A 15,704-nucleotide genomic window follows, 5' to 3' on the forward strand; every position below is an offset into this window, starting at 1 on the left:
AGCGAGCCTGCTCGCGATGGCGGAAAGTCAGTCAATACATCTGTTGACTGACACACCGCTATCGCGAGCAGGCTCGCTCCCACATTTGTTTTATGTCGCGCTCTCCATGACCTGTCTAGACAACGCCATCCGTCGAAACAAATGGATATAAAAGTCTGATTGTCATTTCTCCTGCTGTATCCTGCCCAAGCTTTTTAAAAGCGCGGATCTACCAGATCTATCAACAGACTTTGCGAGGAGCGCGAAACATGCACGAGATCCCTAATCTCCCCTTCCCAAGCCTGCACGAAACTGAGCAGACAACCCCGCAACAAGCCGGTGCCCAACAGCCCGAGCCGAAAGAAGCCACTGAACGCCGCCAGGCCGACAGCGAAGACTGAAACACCTGCAATGCCAGACCGTGTGGAAAGCGCTAACATGCGCTTTCCACACCGCCTGAACCCCGAGTCCCACACCATGACTGACGACTTCTCCCCTCCTTTTGATGAAGAGCTGCAGGCCAGCGTCCTGATCGGCACCGCCGAGAAGATGATCGAGATCTGGAATCGCCTGTCTCCCGAGAAACAAGCGGCGTTGCTTGCCCGTTTCGGCACTGAAGAAAACGCCCTGGCCGCCCTGGTCACGACGCAACTGGTTGCCCCGCAAAAACCTGAATAACCCCCGCCCGGCAAATAGTTTTACTTTTTCCACGACCCTCTGCCGTTCGCGCCGCTATCATAAGCAGCCTATCTATCCTGCTTTCCCGTGGACCTTTACCCATGTCTGAAAACCAGCGCCCCCTGGCGGTCACGCTGCAAGTCGTTTCCATCGTTCTCTTTACCTTCATCGGCTATCTGAACATCGGCATTCCCCTCGCCGTATTGCCTGGCTACGTTCACAGCGACCTCGGCTTTGGCGCCGTGATCGCCGGGCTGGTGATCAGCGTGCAATACCTGGCCACCCTGCTCAGCCGGCCCTACGCCGGGAAAATCATCGACAACAAGGGCAGCAAACTCGCCGTCATGTATGGCCTCGCCGGTTGCGGCTTGAGTGGTGTGTTCATGCTGATTTCGGCCTGGACCCAGAGCTTGCCGATGCTGAGCCTGATCAGCCTGTTGATCGGCCGCCTGGTGCTCGGCAGCGCGGAAAGCCTGGTGGGTTCGGGCTCGATTGGTTGGGGCATCGGCCGGGTCGGTGCGGCGAACACCGCCAAGGTCATCTCCTGGAACGGCATCGCCAGTTATGGCGCACTGGCGGTCGGCGCGCCGTTGGGTGTGCTGCTGGTCAGTCAATTGGGCTTGTGGAGCATGGGCGTGAGCATCGTGCTGCTGGCCGTCCTCGGCCTGGCGCTGGCCTGGCCGAAAACCGCCGCGCCGATTGTGGTCGGTGAACGGCTGCCGTTCATGCACGTGCTGGGACGGGTGCTGCCCCATGGTTGCGGCCTTGCCTTGGGCTCGATCGGATTTGGCACCATCGCCACCTTCATCACGTTGTATTACGCCACGCAACACTGGGACAACGCGGTGCTGTGCCTGAGCTTGTTCGGCGCCAGCTTCATCGGCGCGCGGCTGTTGTTCGGAAACCTGATCAACCGCCTCGGCGGCTTTCGCGTGGCGATTGCCTGCCTGGCGGTGGAAACCCTTGGGTTGTTGCTGCTGTGGCTGGCACCGGATGCGCATTGGGCACTGGCCGGGGCGGCATTGAGCGGTTTCGGGTTTTCGCTGGTGTTTCCGGCGTTGGGCGTGGAAGCGGTCAACCTGGTGCCGGCCTCCAGTCGTGGCGCGGCGGTAGGGGCTTATTCGCTGTTCATCGATTTGTCGCTGGGGATTACCGGGCCGCTGGCCGGCGCGATTGCCGCCGGGTTTGGTTTTGCGTCGATCTTTCTGTTTGCCGCTCTCGCTGCATTGAGCGGTTTGGCATTGAGTGTTTATTTGTACCGGCAGGCGCCTAAGTATCGCGAAGAGCGTGGCACCCGCTAGAAATCGATCTTGCCGCGTCCAGCCTTGATGCTGCCGCGCTTGGTCTTGGACTCCAGCCGACGCTTCTTCGAGCCGAGGGTCGGCTTGGTCGGACGGCGTTTCTTCTCGACCTTGGTGGCGCTGAGGATCAACTCGGTCAGCCGCTCCAGCGCATCGGCGCGATTGGCTTCCTGCGTGCGGTATTGCTGGGCCTTGATGATCAACACCCCTTCGCTGGTGATGCGACTGTCCCGCAGCGCCAGCAGCCGCTCCTTGTAGAACTCGGGCAAGGACGAGGCCGGAATGTCGAAGCGCAAGTGCACGGCGCTGGAGACCTTGTTGACGTTCTGCCCACCGGCGCCTTGCGCGCGAATGGCCGTCAATTCAATCTCGGCATCCGGCAGATGCACATTGTTGGAAATCACCAGCATGGAAAAGGGGTCCGCATTTGGGGTTCATCAGGATACCCGAATAGCCGGTAGGGGAATGCGGACCATTGTGGGAGCGAGCCTGCTCGCGATGGCGTCGTTGCATTCAACATCCATGTTGGCTGACAGATTGCCATCGCGAGCAGGCTCGCTCCCACAGGGTTTTGCGGCACGCACAAAAAAACCCGGCACATTGGCCGGGTTTGTTGTTTCTACAGGCTGCGCTTACTTCGCGCTTGCCGCCTGCAACGCATGCCGAGCACTGCGCTTGTTCTTGATGCCGTAGCACACCCACATGAACGCAACCCACACCGGAATCGCATACACCGAGATCTGGATGCCCGGGATCAACAGCATCACGCCGAGGATGAACACCACGAACGCCAGGCAGATGAAGTTCCCGTACGGGTACCACAGGGCCTTGAACAGCGGCGTTTGTTTTGTCTTGTCCATGTGCTGGCGGAACTTGAAGTGCGAGAAGCTGATCATCGCCCAGTTGATCACCAGGGTAGCCACCACCAGCGACATCAGCAGTTCCAGCGCATTCTGCGGGATCAGGTAGTTCAGCAACACCGCGATCAACGTCACCGCCGCCGAAGCGAGGATCGAGCGCACCGGCACGCCGCGCTTGTCGATCTTCGCCAGAGCTTTCGGCGCATCGCCCTGCTCGGCCATACCCAGCAACATGCGGCTGTTGCAGTAGGTGCCGCTGTTGTACACCGACAGCGCCGCGGTCAGGACCACGAAGTTGAGGATGTGCGCCGCGGTGTCGCTGCCAAGCATCGAGAACACTTGCACGAACGGGCTGCCGCTATAGGAATCACCCGACGCGTTCAGGGTCGCCAGCAGGCTGTCCCACGGTGTCAGCGACAACAGGATGACCAGTGCACCGATGTAGAAAATCAGGATCCGGTAGATCACCTGGTTGATGGCTTTCGGGATCACGGTTTTCGGCTTGTCGGCTTCTGCTGCGGTGAAACCGAGCATTTCCAGACCGCCGAAGGAGAACATGATGATCGCCATGGCCATCACCAGACCGCTGACACCATTCGGGAAGAAGCCGCCATGGGCCCACAGGTTGGTCACCGAGGCTTGCGGGCCGCCATGACCGCTGACCAGCAGGTAGCTGCCGAGCGCGATCATGCCGACGATCGCCACGACCTTGATGATCGCGAACCAGAACTCGGCTTCGCCAAAGACTTTGACGTTGGCCAGGTTGATCAGGTTGATCAGAACGAAGAAGCCGGCGGCCGAGACCCAGGTCGGAATGTGGGGCGCCCAGTAGTGGATGTATTTGCCGACCGCGGTCAGCTCCGACATGCCCACCAGAATGTACAGAATCCAGCAGTTCCAGCCCGACAGGAAACCGGCGAAACCACCCCAGTATTTGTGGGCGAAGTGGCTGAAGGAACCGGCAACGGGTTCTTCGACAATCATTTCGCCGAGCTGGCGCATGATCATGAAAGCAATGAAGCCACAGATGGCATAGCCGAGGATCATCGACGGGCCGGCAGATTTCAGTACGCCGGCCGAGCCCAGGAACAGCCCGGTACCGATCGCGCCACCGAGGGCGATCAGTTGAATATGGCGATTTTTCAGGCCGCGTTTCAGCTCGCCTGAATGCGAGTTTTGTCCACTCATGAAAAGGGTCTCACGCAAGGTTTGATGATGTTCGTTAGACGATGCTGCTCGGTTGCGATTTCAAGCAGCGTCGATCAAACCCCAGAGAAGGCAAAAGGAGTTCAGCGTTTTTACAACGGTCATGCGTCACCTGTTTGTTTTTATCTGTGACGAAATCGAACCCGACACGCTTGTGGCGCGGCGGAGTGAACAAGGCGGATAGCCTTGAGGTTTGCGCAGATGCGCAGGAGGTCACAGTTAAAACGCGGCGCATTGTACACCTGTAACCCCCTGCTGCCAGACACCGCTGGATCAGCGCGTCGTTTGCCGGGATTGCCTGTGTCCGCCCCGAGGCTCTGGGGCGGCTGCAAAAATAGGGTCAGACCTTTGCGGGTCTTCGGTGGGGGCGACGGAAAAGACGCCCTCCGGGGAGAAGTGGAGATGAGTCACGGCGTACATTGCGCCTCCTTCTTGTTATGCACCTGCACGACAGGCATGGGGCGCATCTCACCCTTCCAGCGCCGCTGAAACAAGCGGGCCAGAGCCTTGCAGGATCGCTGACCCGCGTATTTTCGGCAGGTTTTCCTTACACTCCTTCCGCAAGCGTCAATCTAAGGGACTTGCGGCGCGATTCCGTCAGCGTTTCTTTACAAGCTGTAACGCATATTTTCCAAATCAGATCAATCCGTAGGACGACTGCAAATTGACGGCAGGAAGTTTCCTAAGGAAAAGGTCGAGTTAGTTTTCTGTTTTTTATCGATAAATCTTTCATTAAAAAACAGAATAAAAAGTTCAAATAAATCTAATTTGATTATTTTTTTGCAATTTAAAAACCTCTGGACTAGGTTTTCAGCGACTGCCGAGACGCATCGACCGGCAAGTTGGCGGGTTATTCAATGACTGAAAAACGCGCCGCTGCACTTACCGAAAAAGTCATCTAGGAGATTCACAATGCAAGCACTTGAAAAAGACTTGGAAACTGAACTGCAACTGGACGATTGGTTTGAAGCACCGACCCATGAAGCCGCCGTTGAAATGATGCAAGCCGATGCGGTCGTTCCGTTCGGCACGGCGATGTGGCCGTTGTAAGGCACCTCGGCAGGCATGATCCGGCCGGTTGTGCCTGCCACTTTTTCTCGGTTTGTCAGGGAGGACTACATGGATAAGCAACGCGCCATTTCGCATTTCCTTTACTACCTCGAACACCACCCTGCCCTTGCCGGCATCAACCCGGCGAAGGTCTTGCTCGGCCACACCGCTGATTACGAGGCACTGACCGGCGCCATCGCCGAACAGGCCGGTGACAGCCAGCCGTTCCGATTCAGCGCCATGCGCCTGGACCTCGAACCCACCGAAACGCTGGCCCAGGCGATTGCCGACAGCGATCTGTACATTTTCTTCTACGACTCTTCCACCCTGCCCAATCCTCGCCCCGACGGCCCGGAGTTTGTCCGTGCGCTGCAAGGCGTGATGGCCGAGAACTGGAAGAAGTCGTTGCTGTTCAAGGATTACGGCGATTACTTCTACGACACCTTCAGTGTCACTCCGCAGCGTATAGCGGGGCTGAACAGCCACTTGATCCAGCGCATGTCTCACGCGACGACGTTAAGCTTCAAAGATGACCACGGCTCGTGGTTTGAAACGCCGATGCACAGCATCAAGAAGTGGACCGATATCAATGGAGTCGGCAACTTTGACTTGGCGCCCGGTGAAATTGCGACACACAGCGAAGCAATTAACGGCCAGGTGAAGTTCATGGGGACGTTTCTCAGCACCATTCCGTTTGCCCGCAAGTACGGGGTGCTGAATTCGCCATTGGAGTTGTGGATCGAGAACTCGACCATCCGCAAGATCGCCACGGAGGTGCCGGGGTTGGAACATGACTTCAACAAGTACCTGGACGCCAATCCGTCGAACCGGCGCATTGAGGAGTTGGGGATTGGCACCAACGAAGGCGTGAAGGCGCTGTATGCGCGCAATGCCGGGTTTGAGGAGCGCCATTGCGGGCTGCATCTGGGCTTGGGCGGTGGGGCCAAGGGCAGCCATCATCTGGACCTGATCTTCTCCGGCGGGGTTTTGGCGCTGGATGATGAGCCGGTGTTTGATGGGCGGTTTGTCTTTTAGCTGGTGAATAGCGGTGCTGCTACTGGCGTCATCGCGAGCAGGCTCGCTCCCACAGTGGACCGCATTCCTATGCCGCACCTCGGTCACCTGTGGGAGCGAGCCTGCTCGCGATGACGCCTGAACAGTCAACACTTTACTTAAAGCCAGACAAAAAAAACGCCAACCCTGAGGTTGGCGTTTTTTTATGCAGCGCTTACCGATTACTCAGGCTTGCGACGACCGAAGCCCGGGCGCTGGCCCGAACCGGCTGGCGCACCACGGCGTTTGCCCGACGGTGCATCCTTGTCGACCAGAACGATGCCTGGACGTTTCTTTGCCGGTGCCTTGGCCGGGCGCTTGGTGTCGGAAGGACGGTCTGCCACTGGCGTACCGCGACCCGACTCACCACGAGACTCGCCACGACCGGCTGGAGCACCGCGATCGCTACGACCGCCGCTTGGCGCACCGCGGCCTTCGCCACGCTCAGTACGACCGTTGGCCGGACGTGGCGTGCGTGGACCGCGCTCGCCATCAGCGCGTGGCGCTGCTGGTTTGCGGGCTGGACGCTCGCCTTCGATTTGCGGTACACGGGAGTCACGCGGCGTAGCAGCGGTCTGGTTGCCGATGGCTGGACGCAACGAACGCACCCGCTCGGTCTTGCCCATCGGACGCGACGATTTACGCTGCATGCGGTCGAGCTTGTCTTTGCTCTTGGCGTTCATCTGCGGCATGGCCACAGGCGTCAGGCCGACTTCAGCACTGAGAATGTCGACTTCGTACTGGCTCATTTCGCGCCAGCGACCCATTGGCAGGTCGGAGTTGAGGAACACCGGACCGAAACGCACGCGCTTCAGACGGCTGACCACCAGGCCCTGGGATTCCCACAGACGACGAACTTCGCGGTTGCGACCTTCCATCACCACGCAGTGATACCAGTGGTTGAAACCTTCGCCACCCGGTGCTTGCTTGATGTCGGTGAACTTGGCCGGGCCGTCTTCGAGGACGACGCCTGCTTTCAGACGCTCGATCATCTCGTCATCGACTTCGCCACGCACACGTACCGCGTATTCACGGTCCATTTCGTAGGAAGGGTGCATCAGACGGTTGGCCAGCTCACCGTCGGTGGTGAACATCAGCAGGCCGGTGGTGTTGATGTCCAGACGACCGATGTTGATCCAGCGACCTTCTTTTGGTTTCGGCATCTTGTCGAAAACGGTCGGACGGCCTTCCGGATCAAGGCGGGTGCAGATTTCGCCGTCGGGCTTGTTGTACATGATCACGCGGCGTACCGACTCGGCGGCTTCTTCGCGCTTGATCACCTTGCCATCAATGGTGATGGCGTCGTGCATGTCGACGCGCTGCCCGAGGGTGGCGTCTTTGCCATTGACCTTGATGCGGCCGTGGCTGATCCAGGCTTCCACGTCACGGCGCGAGCCGACGCCGATACGGGCGAGGACTTTCTGCAGTTTTTCGCCTGCTGGGCCGATTTCCTGGTCGTCTTTCTGGTCGTTGATACTCATCTGGGCACCTCCCGGTGTGGTCTGTTCAGGCGGCCCTGAATTGAGCGTCCTGAAGCGATGTAAATCTAATCACTTGGCGAGGGGATCGCCGAAGGGTCGCGAATCATACGCTCATGGGAGCGTTTGCGCATCAGAGACTAGCTGATGATTGCCTGCTTATTTGCTTTTACGCCGAACGGCACCGCCGAGTTTGATCAACCTGAGCGCTGACTCCGCGAGCACCGTGCGCTTGTCGGCCTTGTCGAGTTTCTTCCAGGCCTTGATCTCGCGCTTGCTGCGGCCACAGCCGAGGCAGATGTCATCGGCGAATTTGCAGACGCTGATGCACGGGTCTTTGGTAGAACTCATCAAATACTCCAGTCAACACAAAACCCCTGTGGGAGCTAGCCTGATCTGGTCAAGTAATCCCGGACACCGGTTACGGTGTTTTATGCCGCTTTTTGCTCCATGGCTATTGGCGACAGATAGTTGTTGTAGCTGTGGAGCCTGGTACGGTTGTAATACATGAAGAAGCGCAGCATATCGGTTTGCGCTTCCTTGATCGTGCTGTAACCGACTCCAGGCACCCATTCTGACTTCAGTGTCCCAAAAAAACGTTCCGTGGGCGCGTTGTCCCAGCATTGCCCGCGATGACTCATGCTTTGCAGAATTCCATGGCTCGCCAGCTCTGCTTGAAACTTGCGACTGGTGTATTGGCAGCCCTGATCGGAGTGAAACATCAGTCCAGAAGTGCAGTTTCGAACCTCTGTTGCCATGCGCAGAGCCTTGCTGACCAGATTGGCATCATTAACCAGAGAAAACGCCCAACCAACGACCCGTCGAGCGTACAAGTCAATCACGATGGCCAGATGAACCCAGCGTTTGTCCACCATCAAACTTGTAACGTCGCCACACCAGACTTGATTCACCGCGGTCGGCTTGAAATTGCGCTTGAGCAGATTGGGCGCGACAAAAGCTTCAACGCCTTTGGATCTGAATGGATGCGGCTGGCGTTGTTTGCTGACAATGTTGGCCTCCCTCATCAATGCTCTGGCAAGAGCTCTTCCAACAGCTATGTTTTCGGCCTGCAGATGCTTGCTGATCGTTCTGGACCCCATGGCTTCCCGGCTTTCGTGGTGCAACTGCACCACTTTCTTTTTGAGTTCTTCTCGTTCGATCCGTGGCTGGGTCTGCCGCTGAATCCACTCATAAAAGCTGCTGCGCTTCACATCGAAAACGCGGCACACGATGGCAGTCGGGAACGACTCTCTTAGCTCTGCGATCATCGAAAACGATCGGGATCCGACATCAAGAGAGCGGTAGCCTTTTTTAAGATCTCGGCCTCCATTTCCATGCGTTTGATCTTGGCCTTTAGCTCCTGGATTTCGCGCTGATCTTCGGTTATCGCCTTGGTACCTTTGACTGGCTGTCCCTCGCGCTCCTTGCGAACCTGATCGACCCAGCGCCGCAAAGCGGTAGGTCCGATATCCAGCGACGCACAAACCTCTGGAACCGGGCAGTTATCATCAAGCACCATGCTGGCAGCGTGCAGCTTGAACTCGCGGGAATAGACCTTTCTTTCGTTCATAGAACCTCCAATTGGCGAAATCATATCGCCCTTAAGAGGTGTCCGGAATTATTAGGCCAGTTCAGCCTGCTAGCGATGGGGGAGTTTCAGTCGACATCATGGTTGCCTGACACTCCCTCATCGCTAGCAGGCTAGCTCCCACAGGGGGGCCTTCTTTGCCTACGGGATTTGGGTCAGTCGTCGAATTCGCGGCGCTCGGCTTCGATGGCTTCAGCCAAAGCCCGGGCTTCGGCTTCTTCGTCGGTCAATTCGGGCTCGGGTTTGTGCTGTTCAAGGGCGGCGACAGCGGCGAGGAGTTTTTCGCGTGCTTCGGCAACGCCAAGCACATCATCTTCCTGCTCTTCTTCCTGCTCTTCTTCGACTGTGGCTTCTGGCTCAACCTGAAGTTCAACTTCGATCTCGGGCTGATCTTGAATCTCTTCGGTCTCAGTCACCTCGCCATCGCGCAACAGATCGTCAAAGTCGGTCTTGATCCCCTCCTCCATCGTGTCCAGTTCGAGCAACAACGTGTGGAAACTGGTTTCTTCCTTCTCCTCCTCCGGCTCGGCACTGGCGTCCGCCAGTTCCTGCAAGCCCGCCGGCACTGGAGCGTCGTCGAAATCGAGTACCGGATCAGGCTCCAGCTCTCGCAACTCAGCCAGCGGCGGCAAATCGTCGAGGTTCTTCAGGTTGAAGTGATCGAGGAACGCCTTGGTGGTGGCGAACATCGCCGGTTTGCCGGGCACGTCGCGGTAGCCGACGATGCGGATCCACTCGCGTTCCAGCAGGGTCTTGACGATGTGACTGTTGACCGCCACGCCCCGCACGTCTTCGATCTCGCCCCGGGTGATCGGTTGACGATAGGCGATCAACGCGATGGTTTCGAGCATGGCGCGGGAATAACGCTGCGGGCGTTCTTCCCACAATCTTCCCACCCACGGCGAGAACTTTTCGCGGATCTGCAGGCGATACCCGGAGGCCACTTCCTTCAGCTCGAAGGCGCGACCGTCGCAGGATTTGGCGAGAATCGTCAGGGCTTTCTTGAAGACCGGCGGTTCCGGCCGCTCACCTTCTTCGAAGAGTTCGAACAAGCGTTCAAGGGATTGCGGTTTTCCCGAGGCCAACAGAAAGGCTTCAAGCAGTGGCGCCAGCTCGCGGGGTTCAGTCAGGTTCATGATTCAACTCGTTATTCGGCTCGGGCTCGCACGTGGATCGCCGCGAACGGCTCATTCTGCACCAGCTCGACCAAAGATTCCTTGACCAGTTCGAGGATCGCCATAAAGGTCACCACTACCCCCAGACGTCCTTCTTCTGCGGTGAACAGCTCGACAAAGGGCACGAAACCGCCGCCCTTGAGCCGGTCCAGCACATCGCTCATGCGTTCGCGGGTGGACAGCGCCTCGCGGCTGACCTGGTGGCTTTCGAACATGTCGCCACGGCGCAGGACCTCGGCCATGGACAGCAGCAGCTCTGACAAACGCACGTCCGGCAACAGCTTGCGCGCCCGGGCTTCCGGGGCGTCGAGCTTGGGCACCACCACGTCACGGCCGACGCGACTCAGGCCATCGATGCCTTCCGCCGCCGCCTTGAAGCGCTCGTATTCCTGCAAGCGACGGATCAGTTCGGCGCGTGGGTCGTCTTCTTCGTCTTCGATGGTTTCGGCACGCGGCAACAGCATCCGCGACTTGATCTCGGCCAGCATCGCGGCCATCACCAGGTACTCGGCGGCCAGTTCCAGGCGCACCGACTGCATCAACTCGACATAACCCATGTACTGACGGGTGATTTCCGCCACGGGAATGTCGAGAATGTTGATGTTCTGTTTGCGGATCAGATACAGGAGCAGGTCGAGCGGGCCTTCGAACGCTTCAAGGAAAACCTCGAGCGCGTCCGGCGGAATGTACAGGTCCAGCGGCATTTCCATGACCGCCTGGCCATAGACCATGGCGAAGGGCAGCTCTTGCTGCGCGCCGGCCTGACTGTCGACAACGGGTTCCACGGCAGACATCTACGCCTCGGCCATGAACGGCGTCGGGTCGCCGCAACCGACGCGGATCACTTCCGGTTCGCCGTCGGCGAGGTTGATCACGGTGGACGCCTTGATCCCGCCGAAACCGCCATCGATGATCAGGTCGACCTGATGCTCAAGCAACTGACGCATTTCGTAGGGATCGCTCATCGGGTCGGTGTCGCCGGGCATGATCAGGGTCACGCTCATCAATGGCTCGCCGAGTTCTTCCAGCAGCGCCAGGGCAATCGGATGGCTCGGCACCCGCAGGCCGATGGTGCGTTTTTTCGGGTGCAACAAAAGCCGCGGGACTTCGCGGGTGGCGTTGAGAATGAAGGTGTAAGGCCCCGGCAGGTGCGCCTTGAGCAGGCGGAAGGTGCCGGTGTCGATCTTGGCGAACAGGCCCAGTTGCGACAAGTCGCTGCAGATCAGTGCAAAGTTGTGCTTGTCATCCAGCCCGCGCAAACGGCGTACGCGCTCCACGGCAACCTTGTCACCGATCTGGCAACCAATGGCGTAGGAAGAGTCTGTGGGATAAATCACCACCCCGCCGCTGCGGATGATCTCGACAGCCTGTTTGATCAGGCGCGCTTGCGGGTTTTCCGGATGAATCTGGAAAAATTGACTCACATTCTCTACCTGTTCAGACGGCGGCAATAATTGGGTCATGTTTGAATCGACACCACAGTGGTGGCAGATCCTCCGGGAGCGGACGGTATTCGCCGATCTCGGACCAGCCTCCAGGGCCATGAAAATCACTGCCGGCGCTGACCAGCAGACCGAACTCGCGGGCCAGAATCGCCAGGCTGCCCACTTGCTCGGCGGGCTGATGGCCATTGACCACTTCAATTGCGTGGCCCCCGGCTTGAATATAGTCAGAAATCAGGCGGCGACGCTTGCTGCGAGTGAAATCGTAGTGCCACGGATGCGCCAGGCTGACCCAGGCCTTCGCGGCCCGCAGGGTCTCGACCGTGTCTTCCAGGGTCGGCCAGTGCTGCTTGACGTCGCCCAGTTTGCCGGCGCCCAGCCATTTGCGGAACGCTTCGGCGCGATCCTTGACGAAACCTTCACGCACCATCCAGTCAGCGAAGTGCGGACGGGCCGGTGCATTGCCGCTGTCGCCCAGTTCCTGCTGGATGGCCCGTGCACCTTCCAGTGCGCCGGGCATGCCCTTCAACGCCAGCTTGCGACTTATTTCTTCGGACCTTAACCAGCGGCCATCGTGCAATTTGGCAATCGCCTCGACCAACGGTATGGCATTGACATCAAATCCGTAGCCGAGCACGTGAATGGTCGCCCCGCCCCAGGTACAGGACAATTCGACGCCATTGACCAATTGCATCCCCAGCGCCGTGGCCGCGCTGCGGGCCTCGTCGAGGCCTTCAAGGGTGTCGTGATCGGTCAGGGCCAGGACTCGCACGCCTTTCTCGAACGCACGCGCCACCAGGACAGCAGGCGCGAGAGCGCCATCGGAGGCGGTGCTATGGCAGTGCAAATCGACATTCACGGGGATGTGTTACCTCAAATCAGCTGGCGCTATCGCGCGCCCATATGTTTGTTATTATGCCGCCACATCCTGCTTCTGGCTGCCACTGTGAAACAATTCATCGATTTCATCCCGCTCCTGCTGTTTTTCATCGTTTTCAAAATCGATCCACGGGTCGTCGACATCGGCGGTCATCAACTGACTGTAGGCGGTATTTACAGCGCCACCGCGATGCTGATCATCAGCTCCCTGGTGGTGTACGGTGCGCTGTTCTTCAAGCAGCGCAAGCTGGAGAAGAGCCAGTGGCTGACCCTCATCGCCTGCCTGGTCTTCGGCAGCCTGACCCTGGCGTTCCACAGCGAGACCTTCCTGAAATGGAAAGCCCCGGTGGTCAACTGGCTGTTCGCCCTCGCGTTCATTGGTAGCCACTTCATCGGTGACCAACTGCTGATCAAGCGCATCATGGGCCACGCGCTGACCCTGCCGGACCTGGTCTGGACGCGCCTGAACATCGCCTGGATCGGCTTCTTCCTGTTTTGCGGTGCCGCCAACCTGTTCGTCGCGTTCACGTTCCAGAGCTACTGGGTCGACTTCAAAGTCTTCGGCAGCCTGGGCCTGACGTTGCTGTTCCTGGTCGCCCAGGGCATTTACCTGTCCCGCCACCTGCACGACGCCGATACCACTACGCCAAAAACCGAGGACTGACATGCTTTACGCAATCATTGCCACAGACGTCGCCAATTCCCTGGAAGCCCGCCTGGCCGCACGGCCTGCCCACCTTGAGCGCCTGCAAGTGCTCAAGGGCGAAGGTCGCATCGTTTTGGCCGGTCCACACCCGGCGGTCGACAGCAATGATCCGGGCGCCGCAGGTTTTACCGGCAGCCTGATCGTCGCCGAGTTCGATTCCCTGAGCGCTGCCCAAGCCTGGGCCGATGCCGATCCGTACATCGCCGCCGGCGTCTACGCCAACGTTTCGGTCAAGCCGTTCAAGCAAGTCCTGCCGTAAACTCCTTTGCGCGGTGAACCATGTCGGTTCATCGCGCTCTCAACGCTCATTATTCTCGTTCAGCGGCCGACAACCTGCCCAGTACTCGTATTGGAATCAGGAGTGGCGATGCGCAAAGGTCCGTTGTGTCTGATGTTGGTGACGTTGTCGATGGTGGCCCCTGCCCACGGTGAAGAAAGCGCCGAGGGCGGCAGTTCGACGCCGCTGTCGCTGAGCGCCGGCAGCCAGATCACCGAGTTGCAGCAGCGCTTGAAGGCAAGCGAGCAGCAACGAGAAGAACTGAACAAACAACTGCAAAATACCGACAGCGAACGCGAAAGCGCTCAGTTGAGCCGGTTGCGCCAAGAGAATCAGCGCCTCAAGCTGCAACTCAAGGAAGCCCAGGCCAGCAATCCGCTGCCACGTCTGCTGACTGATCAGCAGCAATGGTTCGTAATCGGTGGTGGAGTTGCGCTATTGGCCCTGCTCTGCGGTATCTTCGCCAGCGGTGCCACCAGAAAACGTCGGCAATGGCTAAATTGAGTGAGTGATGAGCGAGCTGTTATTAATTGATGATGACCAGGAGCTGTGCGAGCTCCTGAGCAGTTGGCTGAGCCAGGAAGGCTTTCAGGTCCGTGCCTGTCACGATGGCCAGAGTGCCCGTCGTGCGCTGGCCGAAACCTCCCCCGCCGCCGTGGTGCTGGACGTGATGCTGCCGGACGGCAGCGGTCTGGAATTGCTCAAGCAGCTGCGCAGTGACCATCCGGACCTGCCGGTGCTGATGCTGTCTGCGCGTGGCGAACCGCTGGATCGTATCCTCGGCCTGGAACTCGGCGCCGACGATTACCTTGCCAAGCCGTGCGACCCACGGGAACTGACAGCCCGTCTGCGCGCCGTGTTGCGCCGCAGTCATCCGGCGGCGGTGTCCAGTCAGCTCGAGCTGGGCGACCTGTGCTTCAGCCCGGTGCGTGGCGTGGTCAGCATCGACGAACAGGAATTCACCCTCACCGTCTCCGAAAGCCGTCTGCTTGAAGCCCTGCTCAAGCAACCCGGCGAGCCCCTGGACAAACAGGAACTGGCGCAAATCGCCCTCGGCCGCAAGCTGACCCTGTACGACCGCAGCCTGGACATGCACGTCAGCAACCTGCGCAAAAAGATCGGCCCGCACCCCGACGGCCGCCCGCGCATCATTGCCCTGCGTAGCCGCGGCTACTACTACAGCCTCTGAACCCGGACACAGCCCTCTGTAGCAGCTGTCGAGCCCCAGCGAAGCTGCGTTCGGCGACGAAGTCGTCGTAAACCCTGCAAACGCGGTATACCGGAAAAACCGCATCGCCTGATTTCACGACTGCTTCGCAGCCGAACGCAGCCTCGCTGGGGCTCGACAGCTGCTACAACGGGCATGTGTGTCCAAAAGGTGGTGGAAGTGTCAGGTCGGTACGAAATCGTCTTTACCGAAGCTTTACGCTCCGCTGACCGCCGCTGACCTTGATCTCCGTATTCTGAACTCATCCGGAACGTACCGGGAACGAGACAAGGAGATTCACCATGCGCAAGACTCTTATCGCTCTGATGTTCGCTGCCGCCCTGCCGACCGTTGCCATGGCCATGCCTGAAGGTGCCGGCCCGATGGACGGCTCGCGCCACGGCGGTCAGATGCACGGCATGCACGGTAAAGGCCCGTACAGCCAGCTGGACCTGAGTCGCGAACAGCGCGAGCAGATCCGCAAAATCATGGGCGAGCAGATGCACGAGCGTAAGCAAGTGGTCGAGAAGTACCTGGAAAAACTCTCGCCGGCCGACCAGAAAGCCATGAAAGATGAAATGGCCGCCAACCACAAGAAAGCCGAAGCCGATGTCCGTGGCCTGCTGAAACCGGATCAACAGAAGAAATTCGACGAGATCCAGAAGAAGAAGGCTGAGCGCCGCGCCGAATGGGCCGAGTTCAAAGCGTGGAAAGCGCAGCAACCGCAAAAAGCGCAATAATGCGTTAACCCGGACCCGACGGCTAAACCCGTCGGGTCTTTTGCCATTCAGGTTCATGTGGGAGTGAGCCTGTGGCGAGGGGATT

20 protein-coding genes are annotated in these 15,704 nt (G+C 58.9%); 10 read left to right on the plus strand and 10 right to left on the minus strand.

Annotated elements, in window-relative coordinates; all coding sequences use genetic code 11:
• The first annotated feature begins 248 nt into the window (after positions 1–248).
• The 3 genes from ACRC4F_RS00005 (at position 249) to ACRC4F_RS00015 (ending at position 1,958) form a co-directional block, all read left to right on the plus strand.
• Positions 249–380 carry a hypothetical protein gene (locus ACRC4F_RS00005; protein WP_017337149.1) on the plus strand — a complete coding sequence of 44 codons (132 nt, stop codon included), beginning with the start codon at positions 249–251 and terminating at the stop codon, positions 378–380.
• Between the two features lie 37 nt (positions 381–417).
• A complete protein-coding gene (locus ACRC4F_RS00010; protein ID WP_438657541.1) occupies positions 418–657 on the plus strand; it encodes a hypothetical protein in 240 nt (79 codons plus the stop codon).
• A 101-nt stretch (positions 658–758) separates the two neighbouring features.
• Entirely contained in the window at positions 759–1,958 is a 1,200-nt protein-coding gene (locus ACRC4F_RS00015) for an MFS transporter (RefSeq protein WP_438657542.1), read from the plus strand.
• On the opposite strand, the gene arfB is transcribed toward ACRC4F_RS00015, so the two are convergent.
• Together arfB and ACRC4F_RS00025 are read right to left on the minus strand one after the other, a co-directional pair.
• The gene (gene arfB / locus ACRC4F_RS00020) at positions 1,955–2,368 is read right to left on the minus strand and encodes an alternative ribosome rescue aminoacyl-tRNA hydrolase ArfB (RefSeq protein ID WP_123364512.1); all 414 of its coding nucleotides are present in this window, start codon (positions 2,366–2,368) and stop codon (positions 1,955–1,957) included. The genes ACRC4F_RS00015 and arfB overlap by 4 nt on opposite strands.
• Before the next feature lie 222 nt (positions 2,369–2,590).
• Complete coding sequence (locus ACRC4F_RS00025; protein WP_438657543.1) at positions 2,591–4,006, minus strand: amino acid permease; 1,416 nt, start codon at positions 4,004–4,006, stop codon at positions 2,591–2,593.
• A 930-nt stretch (positions 4,007–4,936) separates the two neighbouring features.
• Between ACRC4F_RS00025 and ACRC4F_RS00030 the strand changes: the two genes are divergently transcribed.
• Together ACRC4F_RS00030 and ACRC4F_RS00035 are read left to right on the plus strand one after the other, a co-directional pair.
• Positions 4,937–5,074, plus strand: coding sequence for a hypothetical protein (locus tag ACRC4F_RS00030; protein ID WP_010461921.1), 138 nt, complete (start codon positions 4,937–4,939; stop codon positions 5,072–5,074).
• A 69-nt stretch (positions 5,075–5,143) separates the two neighbouring features.
• Entirely contained in the window at positions 5,144–6,109 is a 966-nt protein-coding gene (locus ACRC4F_RS00035; protein WP_438657544.1) for a leucyl aminopeptidase, read from the plus strand.
• Positions 6,110–6,309: 200 nt separating this feature from the next.
• On the opposite strand, the gene rluB is transcribed toward ACRC4F_RS00035, so the two are convergent.
• The 8 genes from rluB to ACRC4F_RS00075 all read right to left on the minus strand — a co-directional run bounded on the left by rluB (position 6,310) and on the right by ACRC4F_RS00075 (position 12,669).
• On the minus strand, positions 6,310–7,608 hold the full coding sequence (gene rluB, locus ACRC4F_RS00040; protein WP_438657545.1) for a 23S rRNA pseudouridine(2605) synthase RluB: 1,299 nt from the start codon (positions 7,606–7,608) through the stop codon (positions 6,310–6,312).
• Between the two features lie 156 nt (positions 7,609–7,764).
• Complete coding sequence (locus ACRC4F_RS00045; protein ID WP_438657546.1) at positions 7,765–7,956, minus strand: DUF1289 domain-containing protein; 192 nt, start codon at positions 7,954–7,956, stop codon at positions 7,765–7,767.
• An 80-nt stretch (positions 7,957–8,036) separates the two neighbouring features.
• The gene (locus ACRC4F_RS00050; protein WP_438657547.1) at positions 8,037–8,873 is read right to left on the minus strand and encodes an IS3 family transposase; all 837 of its coding nucleotides are present in this window, start codon (positions 8,871–8,873) and stop codon (positions 8,037–8,039) included.
• Positions 8,870–9,175 carry a transposase gene (locus ACRC4F_RS00055; RefSeq protein ID WP_438657548.1) on the minus strand — a complete coding sequence of 102 codons (306 nt, stop codon included), beginning with the start codon at positions 9,173–9,175 and terminating at the stop codon, positions 8,870–8,872. Before ACRC4F_RS00055 ends, ACRC4F_RS00050 begins: the two co-directional genes overlap by 4 nt.
• A 173-nt stretch (positions 9,176–9,348) precedes the next feature.
• The gene (scpB, locus tag ACRC4F_RS00060) at positions 9,349–10,329 is read right to left on the minus strand and encodes an SMC-Scp complex subunit ScpB (RefSeq protein WP_438657549.1); all 981 of its coding nucleotides are present in this window, start codon (positions 10,327–10,329) and stop codon (positions 9,349–9,351) included.
• 11 nt (positions 10,330–10,340) lie between these two features.
• Positions 10,341–11,162: a segregation and condensation protein A gene (locus ACRC4F_RS00065; protein WP_109628539.1), complete on the minus strand. Its 822-nt coding sequence runs from the start codon at positions 11,160–11,162 to the stop codon at positions 10,341–10,343.
• On the minus strand, positions 11,163–11,792 hold the full coding sequence (locus ACRC4F_RS00070; RefSeq protein ID WP_438657550.1) for an L-threonylcarbamoyladenylate synthase: 630 nt from the start codon (positions 11,790–11,792) through the stop codon (positions 11,163–11,165). It lies immediately after the preceding gene.
• Between the two features lie 13 nt (positions 11,793–11,805).
• The gene (locus tag ACRC4F_RS00075) at positions 11,806–12,669 is read right to left on the minus strand and encodes a PHP domain-containing protein (RefSeq protein WP_438657551.1); all 864 of its coding nucleotides are present in this window, start codon (positions 12,667–12,669) and stop codon (positions 11,806–11,808) included.
• An 87-nt stretch (positions 12,670–12,756) separates the two neighbouring features.
• On the opposite strand from ACRC4F_RS00075, the gene ACRC4F_RS00080 reads away from it, so the two are divergent.
• The 5 genes from ACRC4F_RS00080 to ACRC4F_RS00100 all read left to right on the plus strand — a co-directional run bounded on the left by ACRC4F_RS00080 (position 12,757) and on the right by ACRC4F_RS00100 (position 15,619).
• On the plus strand, positions 12,757–13,353 hold the full coding sequence (locus ACRC4F_RS00080) for a septation protein A (RefSeq protein ID WP_438657552.1): 597 nt from the start codon (positions 12,757–12,759) through the stop codon (positions 13,351–13,353).
• Position 13,354: 1 nt separating this feature from the next.
• The gene (locus ACRC4F_RS00085; protein WP_008156126.1) at positions 13,355–13,654 is read left to right on the plus strand and encodes a YciI family protein; all 300 of its coding nucleotides are present in this window, start codon (positions 13,355–13,357) and stop codon (positions 13,652–13,654) included.
• A 108-nt stretch (positions 13,655–13,762) separates the two neighbouring features.
• A complete protein-coding gene (locus tag ACRC4F_RS00090; protein ID WP_438657553.1) occupies positions 13,763–14,176 on the plus strand; it encodes a translation initiation factor 2 in 414 nt (137 codons plus the stop codon).
• A 7-nt stretch (positions 14,177–14,183) separates the two neighbouring features.
• The gene (locus ACRC4F_RS00095; protein WP_059407604.1) at positions 14,184–14,861 is read left to right on the plus strand and encodes a response regulator transcription factor; all 678 of its coding nucleotides are present in this window, start codon (positions 14,184–14,186) and stop codon (positions 14,859–14,861) included.
• Positions 14,862–15,181: 320 nt separating this feature from the next.
• Positions 15,182–15,619, plus strand: a complete 438-nt coding sequence (locus ACRC4F_RS00100) for a Spy/CpxP family protein refolding chaperone (protein ID WP_438657554.1) — start codon at positions 15,182–15,184, stop codon at positions 15,617–15,619.
• Positions 15,620–15,704 lie beyond the last annotated feature (85 nt).

The organism is Pseudomonas sp. (assembly GCF_051660785.1).
Taxonomy (GTDB): Bacteria; Pseudomonadota; Gammaproteobacteria; order Pseudomonadales; family Pseudomonadaceae; genus Aquipseudomonas.

What these genes read in the sequence shown, in the direction of transcription:
- rluB (WP_438657545.1), bottom strand. Translation starts at nt 7,608, where the DNA reads ATGAGTATCAACGACCAGAAAGACGACCAGGAAATCGGCCCAGCAGGC.
- ACRC4F_RS00030 (WP_010461921.1), top strand. Translation starts at nt 4,937, where the DNA reads ATGCAAGCACTTGAAAAAGACTTGGAAACTGAACTGCAACTGGACGAT.
- ACRC4F_RS00095 (WP_059407604.1), top strand. Translation starts at nt 14,184, where the DNA reads ATGAGCGAGCTGTTATTAATTGATGATGACCAGGAGCTGTGCGAGCTC.
- ACRC4F_RS00035 (WP_438657544.1), top strand. Translation starts at nt 5,144, where the DNA reads ATGGATAAGCAACGCGCCATTTCGCATTTCCTTTACTACCTCGAACAC.
- ACRC4F_RS00045 (WP_438657546.1), bottom strand. Translation starts at nt 7,956, where the DNA reads ATGAGTTCTACCAAAGACCCGTGCATCAGCGTCTGCAAATTCGCCGAT.
- ACRC4F_RS00005 (WP_017337149.1), top strand. Translation starts at nt 249, where the DNA reads ATGCACGAGATCCCTAATCTCCCCTTCCCAAGCCTGCACGAAACTGAG.
- scpB (WP_438657549.1), bottom strand. Translation starts at nt 10,329, where the DNA reads ATGAACCTGACTGAACCCCGCGAGCTGGCGCCACTGCTTGAAGCCTTT.
- arfB (WP_123364512.1), bottom strand. Translation starts at nt 2,368, where the DNA reads ATGCTGGTGATTTCCAACAATGTGCATCTGCCGGATGCCGAGATTGAA.
- ACRC4F_RS00085 (WP_008156126.1), top strand. Translation starts at nt 13,355, where the DNA reads ATGCTTTACGCAATCATTGCCACAGACGTCGCCAATTCCCTGGAAGCC.
- ACRC4F_RS00025 (WP_438657543.1), bottom strand. Translation starts at nt 4,006, where the DNA reads ATGAGTGGACAAAACTCGCATTCAGGCGAGCTGAAACGCGGCCTGAAA.
- ACRC4F_RS00065 (WP_109628539.1), bottom strand. Translation starts at nt 11,162, where the DNA reads ATGTCTGCCGTGGAACCCGTTGTCGACAGTCAGGCCGGCGCGCAGCAA.
- ACRC4F_RS00010 (WP_438657541.1), top strand. Translation starts at nt 418, where the DNA reads ATGCGCTTTCCACACCGCCTGAACCCCGAGTCCCACACCATGACTGAC.
- ACRC4F_RS00055 (WP_438657548.1), bottom strand. Translation starts at nt 9,175, where the DNA reads ATGAACGAAAGAAAGGTCTATTCCCGCGAGTTCAAGCTGCACGCTGCC.
- ACRC4F_RS00015 (WP_438657542.1), top strand. Translation starts at nt 759, where the DNA reads ATGTCTGAAAACCAGCGCCCCCTGGCGGTCACGCTGCAAGTCGTTTCC.
- ACRC4F_RS00090 (WP_438657553.1), top strand. Translation starts at nt 13,763, where the DNA reads ATGCGCAAAGGTCCGTTGTGTCTGATGTTGGTGACGTTGTCGATGGTG.
- ACRC4F_RS00100 (WP_438657554.1), top strand. Translation starts at nt 15,182, where the DNA reads ATGCGCAAGACTCTTATCGCTCTGATGTTCGCTGCCGCCCTGCCGACC.
- ACRC4F_RS00050 (WP_438657547.1), bottom strand. Translation starts at nt 8,873, where the DNA reads ATGATCGCAGAGCTAAGAGAGTCGTTCCCGACTGCCATCGTGTGCCGC.